This is a genomic window from Arthrobacter sp. R3-55, assembly GCF_054161505.1.
On record NZ_CP096423.1, the window covers coordinates 4,391,500 to 4,408,971 of the forward strand.

Here is a 17,472-nt window from a genome sequence, read left to right on the forward strand (position 1 = left end):
GAGAGAGTGGACGCAGTCGTAGAAAAGCCGTCCCTGAGCAAAGCACCAGCGCAGACAACCCTGAACCTGTCCCTGATCCAGGACGAGATCGTGAGCACCACCAACGCGATCGATGTCCACCAGTTGGCAGCCCTCGCGGGCAGGATCCGGGCGGCGGAACGCGTCTTCCTTGCCGGCGCGGGCCGCAGCGGGCTGGTGCTCCGCATGGCTGCCATGCGGCTCATGCACCTCGGCCTGACAGTCCATGTCGCCGGGGATACCACTACGCCGGCCATCGCTCCGGGCGACCTCCTGCTGGTGGCATCCGGCTCAGGAACCACCTCCGGCGTGGTCAAGGCGGCGGAAACGGCCATCACCGCGGGGGCGGACGTCGCCGCGGTGACCACCAACCCGGAATCACCCCTGGCCGGACTCGCCGATGTCCTGGTGATCATTCCCGCCGCGCAGAAGACCGATCACGGCTCCAACCTCTCGCGCCAGTACTCCGGCAGCTTGTTCGAGCAATCCCTCTTCCTTGCAACCGAGGCCGTATTCCAAACCCTGTGGGAGAACACGGATGAGCCTGCCGAGCAGCTTTGGCTCCGGCACGCCAATCTCGAGTAGCGCCCAAACCTGCACCACCCCTCCCAGCAACACCATCCACAAGAAAGAAGAACTCATGAAACTTCAAGTAGCCCTGGATCTCCTCACCGTAGAGGACGCCCTTGACCTGGCCGGCAAGGTGGCCGAGCACGTGGACATCATCGAACTCGGCACGCCGCTGATCAAGGCTGCGGGCCTCACAGCCGTGACCGCCATCAAGGATGCGCACCCCACCAAGATCGTCTTCGCCGACATGAAGACCATGGACGCCGGCGAGCTCGAGGCCGACATCGCATTCAAGGCTGGAGCGGACTTGGTTTCGGTCCTGGGCACCGCCGATGATTCCACCATTGCCGGGGCAGTCAAGGCAGCCAAAGCCCATAACAAGGGCATTGTTGTGGACCTGATCGGTGTGGCAGACAAGGTTTCGCGCGCCAAGGAAGCCCGCGCGCTGGGCGCCAAGTTCGTCGAGTTCCACGCGGGCCTGGATGAGCAGGCCCAGCCCGGCTACAACCTGCGCACCCTGCTCAATGCGGGCGAAGAAGCCCGCGTGCCATTCTCAGTAGCTGGCGGCGTGAATGCCGGAACCATTGCGGCAGTACAACTGGCAGGCGCCGACGTCGCCGTTGCCGGCAGCGCGATCTACAGCGCTGAGGATCCTGAACTGGCCGCCAAGGAACTGAAGGCAGCCATCAACTAGTCCTGCCCTCCACCACAGAAACGTCCACAGAGAAACGTCGACCTGCCCAACCGGGCAGGTCGACGTTTCTCTTTGTACCTAGAGGTTCTCCACCAGGGAGACGTCACGCACGGCGCCCTTGTCCGCGGACAAGGCCATGGCGGCGTAAGCACGCAGCGCCGGGGAGACGTGGCGTTCGCGGTCCTTCGGCTTGTAGCCGCCGTTGACCTCGAGCTTTTCGCGTCGTTCAGCGAGGACCTCGTCCGGGACCTGCAGCTGGAGGGAACGCTGAGTGATGTCGATGCTGATGATGTCGCCGTCCTCCACCAGGGCGATGGCACCACCGGAAGCAGCCTCCGGGGAAATATGCCCGATCGACAGGCCCGAGGTACCGCCGGAGAAGCGGCCATCGGTGATCAGGGCACATTTCTTGCCCAGGCCACGGCCCTTGAGGAATGAGGTGGGGTAAAGCATTTCCTGCATCCCCGGTCCGCCTCGGGGCCCTTCGTAGCGGATGACCACTACGTCGCCTTCCTTGATGGACTTGTTCAGGATCTTCTCCACGGCTTCGTCCTGGGACTCGCATACAACGGCGGGGCCTTCGAAGACCCAGATGGACTCGTCCACACCGGCGGTCTTCACCACGGCACCGTCCACTGCCACGTTGCCGCGCAACACAGCCAGGCCGCCGTCCTTGGAGAAGGCGTGCTCCACCGAACGGATGCAACCGCCCTCAGCATCGGTATCCAGTGAGGTCCACTGGTTCGACTGAGAGAATGCGGTGGAAGAACGGACGCCACCGGGAGCAGCGTGCCACAGTGCCTGCGCTTCGTCGGTGGCGTTGCCGCCGCGGATGTCCCAATCGTCCAGCCAGCCATCAAGGTCGTCGGAGTGCACCGAGTGGACGTTCTTGTGCAGGAGGCCGCCACGGTTCAGCTCGCCCAGCAGCGCGGGGATGCCGCCGGCGCGGTGCACGTCCTCCATGTAGTAGGTCTTGTCCCCGGCGACGTTCGGGGCCACCTTGGCCAGGCACGGCACCTGGCGGGACTTGGCGTCCATCTCGGCAAGGCCGTAATCAACGCCGGCTTCCTGGGCCGCGGCCAGCAGGTGCAGGATGGTGTTGGTGGAGCCACCCATGGAGATATCCAGGGCCATGGCGTTGTCAAAGGCCTCTTTGGTGGCGATGGAGCGCGGCAGCACGGAGTCGTCGTCGCCGTCGTAATAGCGCTTGACGAGTTCGACCACCGTGGCGCCGGCCTTCTCGTACAGCGCCTTGCGCGCGGTGTGGGTAGCCAGCACCGAGCCGTTGCCGGGCAGGGCCAGGCCGATTGCTTCTGCGAGGCAGTTCATGGAGTTGGCGGTGAACATGCCCGAGCAGGACCCGCAGGTGGGGCAGGCGTTCTCTTCAATGAGGTTGATGTCTTCATCGGAGATGGACTCGTCCACGGCGTCGGAAATCGCGTTCACCAGGTCCAGGGAGCGAACGGAGCCATCAGTCAGGGTCACGCGGCCGGCTTCCATAGGGCCGCCGGAGACGAACACTACGGGGATGTTCAGGCGCAGCGCGGCCATGAGCATGCCCGGGGTGATCTTGTCACAGTTGGAGATGCAGACCAGGGCGTCCGCGCAGTGGGCGTTGACCATGTACTCCACGGAGTCGGCAATCAGGTCGCGGGACGGCAGGGAGTAGAGCATGCCCGAGTGGCCCATGGCGATGCCGTCGTCCACGGCGATGGTGTTGAATTCGCGCGGAACCGCTCCGGCGGCGAGGATCGCATCGGAGACGATCCTGCCCACGGGGGCCAGGTGGGTGTGGCCGGGGACGAATTCGGTGAAGGAGTTGGCAACGGCAATGATCGGCTTGCCGATGTCGGTGTTGGCGACGCCGGAAGCGCGCAACAGTGCGCGGGCTCCGGCCATGTTGCGGCCATGGGTAACTGTTCTGGAGCGAAGTGCAGGCATAAGTACCATCCTGCTGTTGTTCTACACCCGGCGGAAGACGGTGCTGCTACTAGTAGTGAAAGTACCAGAGTAATAGTGTTGATCCCGTGAAAGATGAGAGGCGCAAGGAACTGGGACTCTTCCTCAGGACCCGCCGAAACCAAGCCCTGCGTTCGGACTACGGACTGCCACCGGTGGGACGTTCCCGAGAGCGCGGCCTGCGCCGGGAGGAGATCGCGTTCCTGTCCGGGGTCAGCGTCACTTGGTACACCTGGCTGGAGCAGGGACGGGACATCAGCCCGTCCCGGCAAGTCCTGGAGGCCGTTGCCCGCACGTTACACCTTTCGGACACCGGGCTGAGCTACGTGCTTTCCCTGGGCGGCTATTCATCTGCACTGCCCAAAGGTCCTGTGGCCGCCGATGCGCCTGCCCATGTGCAGCGGCTCTTGGACGCCTTGGATCCCAATCCTTCCTACGCGCTTTCGCCGGATTGGGGCATCGCCGGGTGGAACCGCGCCTACGAGGCGCTCTATCCGAACATTGGAACGTTCGACGCCGCCGACAGGAACCTTTTGTGGTTGGTCTTCACCGACCCCTACATTCGTGATCTTCTGCCCGACTGGGACGTCACCAGCAAGCGCTTCCTGGCTGAGTTCAGGGCTGAGACCGGACAGCGCCTGGGCGACCCCGATGTGGAGTACCAAGTTGAACGCCTCAAGGAGGCCAGCCCCGAATTCCAGGAAAGCTGGGACCGCTATGACATTCTTGGCTTCCAATCCCGCGAGCGCCAGTTCCACCACCCTGCCGTGGGCGTGCTGCATGTGGAACACCATCAGGTCTCGCCCTCGGACCGCCCGGACCTGCATATCGTGGTCTACACCCCGGCGCCAGGGAGCGACGCCGGGGAACAGATGCAGCGCCTGATGGGCACACCCCTCAGGAACTGAGCGAGCCCCTGACAATGCTTACGCTGGAGTGGCCCGGGTTTCCGTCCAATGGCTCATCCGAAACGTCCACAATAGGGAAATCGGCCAGGTTGAGGTCCGCCGGCAGGGGGAAGGTACCGGAGTCCGAGTCCATGATTCCCAAACTGATCAGCCGGGTAAGGTCCGGGCCGATGAGCCAGACTTCCTGGTAGCCCTGTGCTTCGTCTTTGCTGAGCTTCACTTCCAAAGTGCGGGCTCCGTCCCTTGATTCAAGGACTGTGGCTGAACCCGTGGCAGAGTGTTGGGCCAGCGGGGACAACTCTGCCCGCGCCAAGGGAGTTGCTGCCTGATTGATGTTCCAGAGGGTCGCACCGGCGATTGCCAGTGCACCGGCTGCGGCAACGGCCAACCAGATACCGGGGCGCTTCCAGCCCCGGGGACGCTTCTTAAAGGAATCGAAATCCGCGGGTGGTTCCTGCGGCCGCACGGGTTCGGACGGACTGGTGAAACCCTCTTCGGTTCCCTGTGCAGAGTCCAAAGGGTCTTTTCGGGCTGCTTCGGAAAGCCCCAATTCCTGGTGGATTGCACCCCACACATGTGGTCCTGGCACTACCAGGCTGCTGGAGTCCGGCGTGGTTTTTATGGCATCCACGGTACGGCGCAGCGTGGTGTATTCAGCCGTGCAGGTATCGCAGCTTGCGAGGTGCTTCCGGCCCTCCTCATCAAGCCAGTCGCCGTACATCGCGTGGAGGCTCAACTCTTCCGGATCAAGGTGCGGCATGGTCGACCTCCAGTCTGCTTCTTAGATGGATCAAGCTGCGCCGAATGTGGCTCTTGACGGTACCAAGCGGAAGTTCAAGTTTGCGGGAGATCTGCTCATGCGTCAGGTCCTCGTAAAACGCCAACTTCATGATGGCACCCTGCGGTTCGCCGAGCCGGTCCAGTTCTCCGTCCAGGAGCAGCCGGTCGGCCAGGACCTCGACGGCTTGTTCCGGAGGAACTTCCCCCGCCGCTTCCCGGGTCCGGGCAACGGCAAGGACCCTGCGGGTTTCCCTGGTTGAAGCGGACTGCGCGTCCGCAATGACATGGCGTGTAATACCCACGATCCAGGCCGGCAGCCGCGCCACCGCCGGATTGAAGGTGCTGCGGGAGCGCCATACCCGGATGAACACCTCTTGGGTGGCATCGTCAGCCGCCGCGCGTTCCCGCAGTGATCGCAACGCGAGCGTATGCACCAATGGGGCGAACTCCTTGTAAGCAGCCACAAGCGCCCGTTCATCCCCTGCCATGAAGGAATCAGTCAACGTGTCATCCCAGGTTGAGGAAACCTCGTTTGGGGATACCAAAGGAGACTCCTTCCCGGCGTCAGCGACGATGACCACGGCCGGGTTGGGGTACTTATTCAAGGACCGCGGTGACAATCACATTGTCGCTGTAGTCCATTCGTTCGTCCAGCCATCGTCCGCCGCAGGTCACCACCTTGAGTTCGTGCGGGCCGGTCCGGCGGAAGAGCGAGTCGCCATCAAAAGCGTCCTTGGCCATGAGCGTGACCGACACAACCCGGTATTTAAGTGCAGGGGCTCCGTCCCTCCCTACAGTCACCAGGGTTCCGGCCGGCAGGGATTTCAACTGCGAGAACGGCGCCTGGTCCGAGGTGGTGTCAATGTGTCCGGCCAGGACCGCTGTGCCTTGGGCTGCTCCCGGCGCGGGCCCGAAGCGGTACCACCCGGCCTCGTATAAGGTCTCCGGTATTTCCATGGCTCCGCCGTCCGAGACCCCCACGGGGATAACGGGCATGTCGATGGATGTTCCCGCTACCTGGAGGGATACGGGAACTGGAGCCGCCGCGGCCTGCGTGGGAGCAGTGCCCTGCAAGTCGATGCCGGCAAGTGGTGCCGACTGATCCGGTGGAGACGGGGAAGGTGCCGCCTGCTTCACACCCGGGCTCGGGCTGGTCGCCTCGTTGGAAGCAGTCCCGGACATCGATGGTGCCGTTGTCCCGCACGCTGTCATCAGCAGCACTGCCACGGCAGCGAGGGCGACCGACCCCCGGTGGGGGATCCGCCGTCGGGGTTTAATGCTTTGCGTGGATGTCATGTGACGGTGTCCTGGCGGGTCTACGGGCAACACCCTGGGGTTGCCGTGGTGGATGGGGGTCCTGGCCGTCAATGCCCAAAGGTTCAGTCAATGCCCGAAAGTTCATCGGCACTGACGGCCAGGACCTGTTCCGCTACCTATCTCAGGCAGTTGCCCTCGCTTCAGGGCTTCCGCGCGGAGGCGGGCGTGCGGGCCTTGCCAACACCGATGATGATCAGCAGCAACGCTGCGGCAGCAAGTCCGCTACCGAGCACCAACTGTTCGGTGGAGGCGCCGCCGGAGGAGCCGTCCATGGCACCGGGTACGGATCCGGGAGCCGAATGCAGGCCTTCAATGTTCTGCACCGCCAGTTGGAGGTTCTTGTCCGCGAGGCTTCCCCAGGCGTAGACAATGGTGTGCGTGCCCTCGGCGACCGTTACGTCGGCCGGGCCGATCACCGGTGCCGTAGTGCCGGCTGCGGCCACGGCGGCCGAAACCGTACCGGGGTCAAGGGTCAATGTTTGTTCGTTGGGGTTGGCCAGATTGGTCACCACTGCCGTGCCACCGGCAAGCACGTCCACTGCTGGTGCCGCTGCCGTGTGCCGGACGGTCAACTTGCCCTTCCCGGCGTCGATGCGGGAGACGTCGTTGGTGAAGAAGTTAGCTGTCGGCTTCCCGGCCGCATCGAGATTCGCGACGGCGGTGTAGTTGCCGTTCGCTGCCAAGGTCACCGTCACCGGGCCGATCACCGGGGCCGAGGCGTCCGCAGCGTCGGAGGCGGTGATCGCCAGATCGTAGGCTCCGGGAGGAAGCGCCAACGGCCCGGCCAGGGTGCCGGGTGTGAAATCGTCCAGGGTACGTGCTCCGTTGACCCAAACATCAACGGTCAATCCGGGTACACCGTGCAGGACAGAAAGGTGGGCGTCACCCTCCGCCGCCTGTGCGGGGACAGCCAAGACGATAGCTGCTGCCAGTGCCGCAACGCTGGCTCCTGCTCCTGCCGTGAATATTCTGCTGCGCATGTCCTTCTCCTCAATCGGCCCGACCTGCGGGAATTTTGCTGACACCCCTACTACCGTCCGGAGGCCTGTTCTGGATGCGCATCCACAGTTTTTTCTTGAAATCCGCCTGCCGCGCGGAAAAGCCGCCAGCAGCTGTACAAAAATCCGATGATCCAGCGCACTATGGGGAGATGAACGCCCAGGGCGCCAACGGATGGGAGCAGGGTGGTTCCGGCGGCTTCCGGGCTGGCCCGCACCCCTGGAGCCGTTATGTGGCATTGGGCGACTCCTTCACCGAAGGTTTGGGCGATCCGGAGCCACGGAGTCCGGGCGGCCTCCGTGGCTGGGCGGACCGGGTTGCCGAAGAACTGAGCATCGGCCATGAGGATTTCGCCTATGCAAACCTGGCGATCAGCGGGCGGTTGCTCCACCAGATCCTGGAGGAGCAGGTGGGCCCGGCGCTGGACCTTAGACCGGACCTGATCAGCCTCAACGCCGGCGGCAACGACCTCCTTTTCCACAGGAGCGATCCTGACAAGCTCGCACTGGAGCTGGATGCCGGCGTGGAAACACTGGCCTCCACAGGCGCCACCATCCTGCTGTTCACCGGGCCTGACTGGGGCGCCACCCCGGTGTTGGGGTTCACGCGCGGCAAGGTGGCCATCTTCAACGAGAACCTGCGTGTCATCGCGGCCCGGCACGACGCACTGATCGCAGACCTCTGGGCTTTGCGGCAACTCACCGATCCGCGGATGTGGGATCCGGACCGGCTCCATTTCTCCCCGCTGGGACAGCACACCATCGCCATCATGGTGCTCGGAACACTCAACGTTCCGCACTCACTGGAACCGTTGGCGCCTAAACCCTTGCCGGAGCGCAGTTGGCGCCAGGCCCGGGCGGGCGACATCGTCTGGGCGCGCGAACACCTCTTTCCGTGGGTGGTGCGCCGCCTGAGGCAACGCAACGCCGACGACGGCAGGCAGCCTAAGCGGCCGGAACCTGGCCCCGTCTTCGGCGCCGGGATGCTGCCTGGAACCTTCCTTGGCAACGATCCGCAGAACATCGTGCGGCCTTCCTAGGGTGGAGCGACCCTCAGCTTGCTGGCTGGGCTTCCGTTTGTGCCCGGATGCTCCATGCCGACCAGTCCAGCGGGTGAACCGAGGGGCGCCCCAGGAGGTAACCCTGCGCTGCGGTGATCTTGAGCGCCGTGACTTCCTGGAGTTCCGCGTCCGTTTCAATGCCCACGGCAATGACTTCCGCGCCGATCTCCCTGGCGAGCTCAACGATGGCCCTGGCTCGGATCCTTTGGCCCTCGCTGCTCTCGATGCCTTCAATCAGGTGGCGGTCCAGCTTGATGATGTCCGGGCGCAGTTGTTCCACCCGCTCCAGGGAAACCAATGCCGCTCCGGAGGCGCTGATGGCCAGGCGCAGGCCCAAGGCGCGCAGGGGCCCAAGTCCGTCACGGCCGGTTTGGCCGCCCACATCGGCCAGGCTGCCTGTGAGCTCAACGATGATCCGGTCCGGGGCGAGGGCCGCGGCAGCCAGCAGGTTCCGGACCCTGGTATCCCCGGAGGTTGCAGGTGTGAGGTTGAGGGCAACGGACATGGTCTCGGGAACATCGTGCGCCGCGGTAAGTGCGCAATGAAGGGCAGCAATCTCCAACTCGGTTCCCAGTCCCGCAGCAGCAGCCTCGCTGAACCAGACATCGGCTCCGGCGCCATCTTCCCCAACGAACCGGGTGAGCGCTTCAACGCCCACCACTTCACCGGTGGGCAGTGCGTGGACAGGCTGAAAGGCTGTCAACAGGAGCTTGTCCGCCAGGACCGCCTGGATGCCTTCCCGGACCTCAAGACTGACGGGGACCGAAACCGTGCGCGCTGCGTCGACGGACTCGAGATGCACACTGGCGGATTCGAGGTGAACCGGCACGTTGGAGGCCGGCGAGGTTTCTTTGCGGGTTTCCAGCAGGTGCTCCAACAGGGCACGCTGAGGGTTTTCCGGATACGTCTCCATCAACGCGCGGAGCCTGTTCCGGGCGGCTTCGCTGCGGGAATCGGTATCGGCAAGGATGGACTCGATGATGTCCTTGACCTGCTCACGCATACTGGTTTCGACTAGCGGCGACGCGGCGGCGTCATCCGGGCGTGCGGAGTCCGCACCGCCATCCGGTGAAAGAGAGCCCTCTTCTTGAGCCATCAGCTATTCCTTTATGTGTATCCCCCGCTGGCTAAGCCAGACAACTACCCGACCGACCCATCTGTGGGCCCTGTGACGAATAATACAGAAGAACAGTCCGCCTTTGTTGCCTGCGCTTTCCCTGCGCGGAAACCGTGTTGTTGGGCCACCGGCCCTGAGATGCTTAGGGGGTGACGTCCCTTTCAACGGAAGCACCCCGTACCGCGCTGAGCTGGAAACTGTTACCGGCAGCGCTGCTTTCCCTGTCCGGCATTCCCCTCTTTGCCTTAGGGAATGGGCTGCTGGGCTACGGTTTGCTCCTGGCGAGCGTTGTTACCGCCGCACTCATTGACAGCCGGCTGATGCGGCACCTGGCGTTGATCGCGACAGGCATGACCATCTTCAGCCTGGTTCCGCTCAATGCCGACCTCAGCACAGAGCACATGGCCATCATGGGCGGGGCGCTCGCGTTGGCCGTGTTGGTGCCGTGGCTGGTGTCCCGTTTTGTGTACCGGGAAGACATCATCAAGTTCCCCGTCAACACCGGCCGAAAATGGCCTTTGGCAGCGAAGCTGTACCTGATGGGCGTTGTGGCGTTGGGCTACTTCATCCTGCCTGTCTACCTGATCAGCACCGGCGTCTACCAAAATTGGCCGGATGCCTCCGATCCCGACATCTTCTGGAGGCTCTTCCTGGGCGTCAATGCCGTAGGAATCTGGGACGAACTGTTCTTCATCTGCACCACGTTCACGTTGTTGCGCCAGCACTTTCCGGACTGGCTGGCCAACCTCCTGCAGGCCGTGGTCTTCTCCTCATTCCTGTGGGAAATCGGCTATCAGTCCTGGGGTCCCCTGCTGACGTTCCCGTTCGCCTTGCTGCAGGGATACACCTTCAAGCTGACCAAGTCGTTCACCTACGTGGTGTCGGTGCACCTGCTCTTCGACTTCGTCTTGTTCCTGGCGTTGGTCCACGCACACAACCGCGATTGGCTGCCGATCTTCCTGTACTGAGGCTGGTGACCACCGGGTAGTGGCCTACTCCGAACCTGCCCACGCCTCTTCGGAGACTTCGATTTCCTGCGCCATGTCATCAAGGAATCGCATGACGGTCCCGCGTTCTTCGGGAGTGAGCTTTGCTGCAGCCAGGAACCGTTTGGCCTGCTGCCGGCCGACTGTCCGCATGGCGGCCTCGTGCGTTTCGGGGGTGATGGCGATCGCGAGCGCCCTGCGGTCCGAGGGGTGGGCACGACGGGTGACGTGCCCCGCGCGTTCCAGCCGATCGAGCAGCTTGGTGGTTGACGCCGTCGAGATGTTGAGGCGGGACGCTATTGCGCCTGGTGTGGCAATTACGTCATGGTTGGCGCAGACAATCAAATAGTGCAGTGCGCGCATGTCTGATTGGTTGAGTTTCATGTACCTCAGGGAGGCGTCGGTCAGCCGCTGTTCCGCCTCGCGCAACCGTCCAAGGGCAGCCATGAGGTCGCTGATCTGCTGGACATCCTCATCTGAAAGACCGGAGCGGTCCATGAGTTCGCCATGGGGATCGTTGGCGTCCAGGTGATAGATGCCGGAGGAAACCGGGGTCCCGGCTTCTTCAGGAATCTCATCAGGTCTGGACATGTTGAGTATGTTACACCCAACTTCCTACATGGTAGCCTTTCTTCTAGCTTGTCTAGCAATATTCAAGTTTCTCTAAGGCACTGGGTGTAGGAGGTAGGCGCAGGATGAACGCGACAGAGATGGTGGTCCTCCTGGACGACGCCGGAACACCCATTGGGGAGGCAGCAAAAGCGGGAGTGCACACGCTGGATACGCCCCTTCACCTGGCTTTTTCCTGCTACCTGCTCAACGACGCCGGCGAGGTCCTCCTGACCCGCCGCTCACCGGAAAAGAAGACCTGGCCCGGAGTGTGGACCAACAGTTTCTGCGGCCACCCTGCGCCAGGCGAGGAGTTCGAGGACGCGGTAATGCGCCGCGCACAGTTCGAACTCGGGGTGGACGCCAAAAGGATCGAACTGGCGCTCCCCGACTTCCGGTACAGGGCAGTGGACCCCACGGGGATCGTGGAGAATGAGGTCTGCCCGGTATTCATCGCCCGGATCAGCGGCCCCCTGCAGCCGAATCCAGCCGAGGTTGCTGACTGGGCCTGGATCTCTCCGGCACTGCTGGAGGATGCCTTGGCCCACACTCCGTCTGCTTTCAGCCCATGGCTCGGACTGCAGTTCCCCCAACTGCTTGACGCCCGGGCCTTGCCGCTCCACGACAGCGCCCACGACGGCGCCCACTCCCACGCCCACTCCCATGACGGAGCCAAAGCATGACCGTCACCTCCGGAGCCGTTCGCAGCCGCACCGACCTCTGCGGTGCCATCGAAAACGAGCTGACCGGACTGATCGGTAAAAGGGCAAGCGCCGCCACAGCGTACGGACCAAGTTTCGCCCGGCTCTGGGCGCTGGCGGGCCAAAACGTGCTGGGCGGCAAGTTCGTCCGGCCCTTGCTGCTCATGGAAACCTTCGACGCCCTCCAGCAGCGCAGCTCCACGGGGAACAGCGAACCCGGCCACCGCGAAACTGCCATCAGCATCGCCGCAGCGATCGAGCTTCTCCATTACGCTTTCCTCCTGCATGATGACGTGATCGACGGCGACCTCGTCCGCCGCGGGCATCCCAACCTCATCGGCTCCCTCCTGGCCGAGGCCGGCGAACTCCCCCGCCCGGACGGCGCCCTCCATTGGGCCCAGACCGGCGGGATCCTGATGGGCGACATGCTGCTGGCCGCAACCCACCAGTCCTTCGCCCGCGCGGACCTCCCGCACGAATTACGGCTCCGCCTCCTGGACCTCCTGGAACACACCATCAATGAGACCGTTGCCGGCGAGCAACTGGACGTGGGGCTGGGCGATGGCGTCGTAGCGCCGGACCTCGACACCATCCTGGTGATGTGCGGGTACAAGACGGCCACCTATACGTTCGAGCTCCCCTTGCGGGCCGCTGCCGCGCTGGCCGGTGCGGACTTCGCCGTCGAGACTGCGCTGGCTACCGCAGGCAGGCACCTGGGCCTGGCCTTCCAACTCCAGGACGACCTTTTGTCCACTTTCGGGGATCCGCGCCGCCACGGCAAGGATCCTTTTTCCGATCTGAGGGAAGGCAAGGAAACGGCCATCATCGCCCATGCGCGGACCACCAGCACCTGGCCGCATATCGAGCCCCTGTTCGGCAGGCCCGGACTTAATAGCGAGGACGGCGAGCACGTTCGACGCCACCTCACTGAGTGCGGAGCCGAAGCATTTGTCCAAGGCCTTATCGAAGAACAGCTGGCGGCCTTCAACCATCAGCTCACAAGCACCATCCCGGCGGGCGCACGCAACGTACTGCTTGACCTTGCGGGGCAGCTGGAAGGACGGCAATCATGAGCCTCGCCACCGATACCTCGTTCACCCATTTCACCCGGACGGCAGAGCGGGCAGCCAACCAGGTAATCGCGGCCTATTCAACGTCCTTCGGCCTGGCCTGCAGGCTGCTGGGGCCCCGGCACCGCCAGCACGTACGCAATATCTACGCACTGGTGCGTGTGGCGGACGAGCTCGTGGACGGCGTCACCGCGGAAGCCGGACTCAGCTACCAGGAGCAGTGCGACGCCCTGGCCCACTTCATCGATGAGACTCACCGCGCGGTCAAGCTCGGCTACAGCAGCGACCTCATAATTCACGCCTTTGCCCAGACCGCCCGGGCCGCGGGCATCGATGAAGCCCTCATCGATCCCTTCTTTGCCTCCATGCGAACGGATCTCGGCGAGCGCACGCCTGCCACCACTTCCGTTCAGGAGCAAGCACAGCAGCTCCGTTTCGACGCCGATGCCCACGATGGCTACGTCCACGGTTCCGCAGAGGTGGTGGGGCTGATGTGCCTGCGTGTTTTCATGCGGGATGAAAAGATCGACGACGCCGATGCCGCGGCTTTGCAGTACGGCGCCAGCCGGCTGGGCGCTGCTTTCCAGAACATCAACTTCCTCCGCGATCTGGCGGACGATACCTCGCGTCTGGGCCGCAACTACCTCGGCACTTCGGACCACCTCGAGGAGCATGACCGGGTGGAGTGGGTCAGGACCGTCCGGGCGCAGCTGGCGGACGCCAACGCCGTCATTCCAATGCTGCCCCGCGATGCCAGGGCTGCTGTCCGGAGCGCGTCGGCGCTGTTCCAGGCCTTGACGGACAAGATCGAGCAGACCACGGTGGACGAGCTGTACCGCTCGCGGGTCCGGGTGCCGGACGCCGTGAAAGCCGGCCTCGCCGCCCGTGCCGTCGCCTCTACCTGGATGGAGCTGCACCGATGACCCGGACTGTAGTGATCGGCGGCGGCATCGCCGGGCTCGCCACCGCCGCACTCCTCGCCCATGAAGGCCACGAGGTCCAACTCCTGGAGCAGCGGGACCGTGTGGGCGGCCGCGCCGGCAGCCTTGAGCGGGACGGGTTCCGGTTCGATACCGGCCCCTCCTGGTACCTGATGCCCGGAGTTTTCGACCACTTCTTCAAACTCCTCGGCACCAGCGCGGCCGAACAGTTGGATCTCCGCACGCTCAGCCCTGCGTACCGCGTCTTCAGCGAACCAAACCACGACGGCGTCCGGCCGGACCCGCTGACAGTCCCGTTGGGCAGCGATCAGGTTTTGAAGACCTTCGAGCAGGTGGAGCCGGGCAGCGCCGGGGAGCTTACCTCGTATCTCGCCTCCGCCCGGCACACCACGGAGATGGCCGAACGGTTCTTCCTCTACAACCCGTTCACCAGGCTGCAGGGACTGCTTCATCCGGAAGTGCTGCGAAGCCTGCCCAAGCTGGCGAAGCTGCTCCTGACACCGCTTGATAAGTACGTATCCCAACGCTTCCAACATCCCGTACTCCGGCAGGTCCTGGGATACCCGGCCGTTTTCCTGGGCACTAATCCTTCCGACGCCCCCGCCATGTACCACTTGATGAGCGCCTTGGACCTGGGCGACGGCGTGCAGTATCCCATGGGTGGATTTTGGGAGCTCGTGGGCCGCCTCGAAGCGTTGGCGGTGGACGCCGGGGTCAGGATCCACACCAGCGCGGAAGCCTTGAAGATCACCACGCGGGAGGCACCACGGACCAGGAAGGTGGGGCGTTTCGATGGCGTAAAGCTCCCGCCATCTGTTTCCGGAAAGGACTGCCGGGAGGTGACGGGAGTCAAGTGGCGCGACGCTGCCGGCGCTGAGCACTACAGCGTGGCGGACCTGGTGGTTTCCGGCGCAGACCTCCACCACACCGAGACCCAGTTACTGGGGGTCAGGGACCGGAGCTACAACAACAAGTACTGGCAGAGCCGCACCAGCGGTCCCGGCGCCGTCCTGGTAATGCTGGGCGTGCAGGGTCCCCTGCCGGAGCTCCCCCACCATTCCTTGTTCTTCACGAGGGATTGGAAGGCGAACTTCGCCGCCATCTTTGGCGAAAACACCAGCATCCCGGACCCGGCATCCATCTACGTGTGCAAACCCAGTGCCACCGACCCCCACGTAGCGCCCCACGGACATGAGAACCTGTTTGTCCTGGTTCCGGTCCCGGCCGATCCGCACCTGGGAGCAGGTGGCCCCGACGGCACCGGGGACGCCCTCATTGAGCGGACCGCCGACGCCGCCATCGACCAGATCGCCCAGTGGGCCAACATCCCGGACCTCCGCAGCAGGATCGTGGTCCGGGAGACCATCGGTCCCGCCGATTTCGCCCACCAGTACAATTCCTGGCGGGGCGGAATGCTGGGCCCGGCGCATACGCTGAAACAAAGCGCCATGTTCAGGGCGCAGAATGCCTCCAAGCGCGTACAGGGGCTCTACTACGCCGGTGCCACCACGGCCCCGGGCGTCGGAGTGCCCATGTGCCTGATCAGCGCAGAGCTGGTTGTGAAGCGGATCCGCGGCGATCACAGTGCCGGGCCTATCACTGTGAGGCCCGTAGCCAGCAGGATTGGCTGATGGGTGTTTTGTATCTTCTCTCGCTGCTGGCAGGCATCATGTGCATGCTCCTGCTCGATCACCGCTTCCGTCTGTTCTTCTGGCGGGACGCCAAAGCAGCGGTGATCGTTACCGTCGTCGGGGTCTTGTTCCTTCTTGCCTGGGACCTGGCCGGAATCGGCCTGGGGATTTTCCTGCGCGGCGAGGGCACCATTGCAACAGGACTTTTGATCGCACCGGAACTGCCCATCGAGGAACCCGTCTTCCTGCTGTTCCTGGTGCTGTGCACCATGGTCTTGTATACCGGTGCACGGCGGCTGATCGACCGGATCCCCGCACATCGCGTGGAGAAGCAACGGGAGCGTGAGAACGCATGACGTACTCATGGCTGGCGCTCGCCTTCATCGCCGCAGCAGCCGTTGCCGGCGTGCTCTTCGCCCGTAGAGGTGCCCGGCCCGGGGAATCGGGCAAGCACTGGAAAGCTGTGGGCCTGGCGTTCGCGGCCCTTGCCATCCTGACAGCGGTCTTTGATTCCGTCATGATCGGCATGGAACTCTTCCACTACGATGCCTCGCATATCCTCGGCGTCAAGGTAGGGCTCGCTCCGATCGAGGACTTCGCTTACCCGTTGGCAGGGGTCGTGGCGCTTCCCGGTTTGTGGATGTGGCTGACGCGCAAGCGAAAAGGCGCCGGTTCCGATTCAGGGGGCCTTGCAGGCCCTGCCCGCTTCAAAGGCCTGGTCCCTCAAGCCCTGCTGGCATCCCGCCCGGTCAGTTGGATCAACACCGCCTACCCGTTTGCGGCCGCCATGCTTTTGACCACCCGCGAGATCGACTGGGTCCTGATCGTAGGCACTTTCTATTTCCTGATCCCCTACAACCTGGCCATGTATGGGATCAACGACGTCTTCGATTACGAATCGGACCTCAAGAACCCCCGCAAGGGCGGCATCGAAGGCGCGCTCCTCCAGCCGCACCTGCACCGGCCCATGCTGTGGCTCGCCGCTGTCACCAACGTTCCGTTCCTGCTGGTGCTGGCATTGGCCGGCGGGCCTGCCGCCTGGATCAGCCTGAGCGTGAGTGCCTTCGCTGTGGTGGCCTACTCCGTGGCAGGGCTTCGCTTCAAAGAACGCCCGGTCTTGGACTCGCTGACGTCCAGCACCCACTTTGTCAGTCCCGCCGTCGTCGGACTCGCGCTGGCCGGGGCCAACGTGACGCCGGGGTTGATCATCCTGCTGGCGGCCTTCTTCCTGTGGGGCATGGCTGCGCACGCTTTCGGCGCCGTCCAGGACATTGAACCCGACCGCCAGGCGGGCATCGGATCCATAGCGACAGTGATCGGTGCGCGCAAGACGGTGAGGCTCGCCGTCGTGCTGTGGCTTGTTGCGGGACTGGCGATGCTGGCCACGCCATGGCCCGGGCCGCTCGCGGCGATCATCGCCATCCCGTACATCGTCAACTGCGCGCCTCACTGGAACGTCACGGATACGACGGCGGCACGCACCAATGTGGCGTGGCGGCGGTTCATCCGGCTCAACTACGGGTCAGGATTCCTGGTGACGCTCATTTTCATCCTGCAATGGAGCCTCACGTCATGACCGGGGTGGTTCCTCGGGTCCTTCCGGCTCTTCGTCGATCGTGTCCAAGGCCTCCCGCATGTGCTGCAGGAAACCCACCACCACCTGCGACTCCTCCGGGCTCAAGGCGCACGCCGCATCCAGCATCCGGCGGTGCATCCCGCCCAAGGTGTGCCGGACTTCCTGGTCCGAACCCGGCGTTGCTTTCAAAATCAGGGCACGCCGATCCGAGGGGTGCGGTTCCCGCCGGATATGGCCGGACTCCACCAAACGGTCAATCAGGGTGGTCATGGACGCTGACGTTATTCCCAGCTTGTCGCCCAAATCCTTGGGTTTCATCACTTTGCCGTCAGCCTCGGCTTCAAACAGGTAGCGCAGGGCCAGCAGGTCTTTCTCGCCCATTCCCATGGAAGACCGGGTCCTTCGGCGCATCGCTTGTTCGGAGGCACGGTAGTCCCGCAAGGCGTTCAGTACGTCAATGGCAATGGCCTTCTGACCTGGGTCTTTGCCGTACCAATAGCCCTTTGCGTGGCCTTCCGAATCCATTCGGTATTCCT

19 protein-coding genes are annotated in these 17,472 nt (G+C 63.8%); 11 read left to right on the forward strand and 8 right to left on the reverse strand.

All coding sequences use genetic code 11. From position 1 onward, the window contains the following. Nucleotides 1-6 precede the first annotated feature (6 nt). On the forward strand, nt 7-603 hold the full coding sequence (hxlB, locus tag M1D51_RS20075; protein WP_458107771.1) for a 6-phospho-3-hexuloisomerase: 597 nt from the start codon (nt 7-9) through the stop codon (nt 601-603). A 55-nt stretch (nt 604-658) separates the two neighbouring features. Then, entirely contained in the window at nt 659-1,282 is a 624-nt protein-coding gene (gene hxlA / locus M1D51_RS20080) for a 3-hexulose-6-phosphate synthase (RefSeq protein ID WP_172323064.1), read from the forward strand. A 78-nt stretch (nt 1,283-1,360) separates the two neighbouring features. On the opposite strand, the gene ilvD is transcribed toward hxlA, so the two are convergent. Next, complete coding sequence (gene ilvD / locus M1D51_RS20085; RefSeq protein ID WP_458107772.1) at nt 1,361-3,223, reverse strand: dihydroxy-acid dehydratase; 1,863 nt, start codon at nt 3,221-3,223, stop codon at nt 1,361-1,363. 86 nt (nt 3,224-3,309) lie between these two features. Between ilvD and M1D51_RS20090 the strand changes: the two genes are divergently transcribed. Next, complete coding sequence (locus M1D51_RS20090) at nt 3,310-4,149, forward strand: helix-turn-helix transcriptional regulator (protein WP_458107773.1); 840 nt, start codon at nt 3,310-3,312, stop codon at nt 4,147-4,149. Here the strand turns inward: M1D51_RS20090 and M1D51_RS20095 are convergent. From M1D51_RS20095 to M1D51_RS20110, 4 genes are all read right to left on the reverse strand, one after another. Beyond that, on the reverse strand, nt 4,139-4,909 hold the full coding sequence (locus tag M1D51_RS20095; RefSeq protein WP_458107774.1) for an anti-sigma factor domain-containing protein: 771 nt from the start codon (nt 4,907-4,909) through the stop codon (nt 4,139-4,141). The genes M1D51_RS20090 and M1D51_RS20095 overlap by 11 nt on opposite strands. Continuing rightward, entirely contained in the window at nt 4,896-5,510 is a 615-nt protein-coding gene (locus M1D51_RS20100; RefSeq protein ID WP_172324544.1) for an RNA polymerase sigma factor, read from the reverse strand. The genes M1D51_RS20095 and M1D51_RS20100 overlap by 14 nt, the downstream gene beginning before the upstream one ends. A 16-nt stretch (nt 5,511-5,526) precedes the next feature. Next, nucleotides 5,527-6,225 (reverse strand): class F sortase, encoded by a 699-nt coding sequence (locus tag M1D51_RS20105; protein ID WP_458107775.1) that lies wholly within the window; start codon nt 6,223-6,225, stop codon nt 5,527-5,529. 161 nt (nt 6,226-6,386) lie between these two features. Beyond that, complete coding sequence (locus tag M1D51_RS20110) at nt 6,387-7,226, reverse strand: DUF4397 domain-containing protein (protein WP_172324537.1); 840 nt, start codon at nt 7,224-7,226, stop codon at nt 6,387-6,389. A 170-nt stretch (nt 7,227-7,396) separates the two neighbouring features. Between M1D51_RS20110 and M1D51_RS20115 the strand changes: the two genes are divergently transcribed. After that, nucleotides 7,397-8,284: an SGNH/GDSL hydrolase family protein gene (locus tag M1D51_RS20115; protein WP_458107776.1), complete on the forward strand. Its 888-nt coding sequence runs from the start codon at nt 7,397-7,399 to the stop codon at nt 8,282-8,284. Between the two features lie 13 nt (nt 8,285-8,297). Here the strand turns inward: M1D51_RS20115 and M1D51_RS20120 are convergent, their stop codons facing one another. Next, nucleotides 8,298-9,401, reverse strand: a complete 1,104-nt coding sequence (locus M1D51_RS20120) for an EAL domain-containing protein (protein ID WP_458107777.1) — start codon at nt 9,399-9,401, stop codon at nt 8,298-8,300. Nucleotides 9,402-9,571: 170 nt separating this feature from the next. Between M1D51_RS20120 and M1D51_RS20125 the strand changes: the two genes are divergently transcribed. Then, a complete protein-coding gene (locus M1D51_RS20125; protein WP_458107778.1) occupies nt 9,572-10,390 on the forward strand; it encodes a CPBP family intramembrane glutamic endopeptidase in 819 nt (272 codons plus the stop codon). A 24-nt stretch (nt 10,391-10,414) separates the two neighbouring features. Here M1D51_RS20125 and M1D51_RS20130 read toward each other — a convergent pair whose 3' ends face one another. Further along, nucleotides 10,415-10,999 (reverse strand): MarR family winged helix-turn-helix transcriptional regulator, encoded by a 585-nt coding sequence (locus tag M1D51_RS20130; protein WP_172324540.1) that lies wholly within the window; start codon nt 10,997-10,999, stop codon nt 10,415-10,417. A 104-nt stretch (nt 11,000-11,103) separates the two neighbouring features. On the opposite strand from M1D51_RS20130, the gene idi reads away from it, so the two are divergent. The 6 genes from idi to M1D51_RS20160 are packed head-to-tail and all read left to right on the forward strand — an operon-like array spanning nt 11,104 to nt 16,936. After that, nucleotides 11,104-11,700 carry an isopentenyl-diphosphate Delta-isomerase gene (gene idi, locus M1D51_RS20135; protein ID WP_458107779.1) on the forward strand — a complete coding sequence of 199 codons (597 nt, stop codon included), beginning with the start codon at nt 11,104-11,106 and terminating at the stop codon, nt 11,698-11,700. Next, a complete protein-coding gene (locus tag M1D51_RS20140; RefSeq protein WP_458107780.1) occupies nt 11,697-12,791 on the forward strand; it encodes a polyprenyl synthetase family protein in 1,095 nt (364 codons plus the stop codon). Before idi ends, M1D51_RS20140 begins: the two co-directional genes overlap by 4 nt. Next, on the forward strand, nt 12,788-13,711 hold the full coding sequence (locus M1D51_RS20145; RefSeq protein ID WP_458107781.1) for a phytoene/squalene synthase family protein: 924 nt from the start codon (nt 12,788-12,790) through the stop codon (nt 13,709-13,711). Before M1D51_RS20140 ends, M1D51_RS20145 begins: the two co-directional genes overlap by 4 nt. Further along, nucleotides 13,708-15,360, forward strand: a complete 1,653-nt coding sequence (gene crtI / locus M1D51_RS20150) for a phytoene desaturase family protein (protein WP_458107782.1) — start codon at nt 13,708-13,710, stop codon at nt 15,358-15,360. The genes M1D51_RS20145 and crtI overlap by 4 nt, the downstream gene beginning before the upstream one ends. Next, nucleotides 15,360-15,716 carry a lycopene cyclase domain-containing protein gene (locus M1D51_RS20155; RefSeq protein ID WP_458107783.1) on the forward strand — a complete coding sequence of 119 codons (357 nt, stop codon included), beginning with the start codon at nt 15,360-15,362 and terminating at the stop codon, nt 15,714-15,716. Before crtI ends, M1D51_RS20155 begins: the two co-directional genes overlap by 1 nt. Further along, complete coding sequence (locus tag M1D51_RS20160) at nt 15,713-16,936, forward strand: prenyltransferase (protein WP_458107784.1); 1,224 nt, start codon at nt 15,713-15,715, stop codon at nt 16,934-16,936. The genes M1D51_RS20155 and M1D51_RS20160 overlap by 4 nt, the downstream gene beginning before the upstream one ends. Here the strand turns inward: M1D51_RS20160 and M1D51_RS20165 are convergent. Next, a complete protein-coding gene (locus tag M1D51_RS20165) occupies nt 16,931-17,461 on the reverse strand; it encodes a MarR family winged helix-turn-helix transcriptional regulator (RefSeq protein WP_458107785.1) in 531 nt (176 codons plus the stop codon). The two genes, M1D51_RS20160 and M1D51_RS20165, sit on opposite strands and share 6 nt — an antisense overlap. Between the last annotated feature and the right edge of the window lie 11 nt (nt 17,462-17,472).

What these genes read in the sequence shown, in the direction of transcription:
- crtI (WP_458107782.1), top strand. Translation starts at nt 13,708, where the DNA reads ATGACCCGGACTGTAGTGATCGGCGGCGGCATCGCCGGGCTCGCCACC.
- M1D51_RS20155 (WP_458107783.1), top strand. Translation starts at nt 15,360, where the DNA reads ATGGGTGTTTTGTATCTTCTCTCGCTGCTGGCAGGCATCATGTGCATG.
- hxlA (WP_172323064.1), top strand. Translation starts at nt 659, where the DNA reads ATGAAACTTCAAGTAGCCCTGGATCTCCTCACCGTAGAGGACGCCCTT.
- M1D51_RS20110 (WP_172324537.1), bottom strand. Translation starts at nt 7,226, where the DNA reads ATGCGCAGCAGAATATTCACGGCAGGAGCAGGAGCCAGCGTTGCGGCA.
- M1D51_RS20105 (WP_458107775.1), bottom strand. Translation starts at nt 6,225, where the DNA reads ATGACATCCACGCAAAGCATTAAACCCCGACGGCGGATCCCCCACCGG.
- M1D51_RS20130 (WP_172324540.1), bottom strand. Translation starts at nt 10,999, where the DNA reads ATGTCCAGACCTGATGAGATTCCTGAAGAAGCCGGGACCCCGGTTTCC.
- M1D51_RS20165 (WP_458107785.1), bottom strand. Translation starts at nt 17,461, where the DNA reads ATGGATTCGGAAGGCCACGCAAAGGGCTATTGGTACGGCAAAGACCCA.
- ilvD (WP_458107772.1), bottom strand. Translation starts at nt 3,223, where the DNA reads ATGCCTGCACTTCGCTCCAGAACAGTTACCCATGGCCGCAACATGGCC.
- M1D51_RS20095 (WP_458107774.1), bottom strand. Translation starts at nt 4,909, where the DNA reads ATGCCGCACCTTGATCCGGAAGAGTTGAGCCTCCACGCGATGTACGGC.
- M1D51_RS20140 (WP_458107780.1), top strand. Translation starts at nt 11,697, where the DNA reads ATGACCGTCACCTCCGGAGCCGTTCGCAGCCGCACCGACCTCTGCGGT.
- M1D51_RS20115 (WP_458107776.1), top strand. Translation starts at nt 7,397, where the DNA reads ATGAACGCCCAGGGCGCCAACGGATGGGAGCAGGGTGGTTCCGGCGGC.
- M1D51_RS20160 (WP_458107784.1), top strand. Translation starts at nt 15,713, where the DNA reads ATGACGTACTCATGGCTGGCGCTCGCCTTCATCGCCGCAGCAGCCGTT.
- M1D51_RS20145 (WP_458107781.1), top strand. Translation starts at nt 12,788, where the DNA reads ATGAGCCTCGCCACCGATACCTCGTTCACCCATTTCACCCGGACGGCA.
- M1D51_RS20120 (WP_458107777.1), bottom strand. Translation starts at nt 9,401, where the DNA reads ATGGCTCAAGAAGAGGGCTCTCTTTCACCGGATGGCGGTGCGGACTCC.
- idi (WP_458107779.1), top strand. Translation starts at nt 11,104, where the DNA reads ATGAACGCGACAGAGATGGTGGTCCTCCTGGACGACGCCGGAACACCC.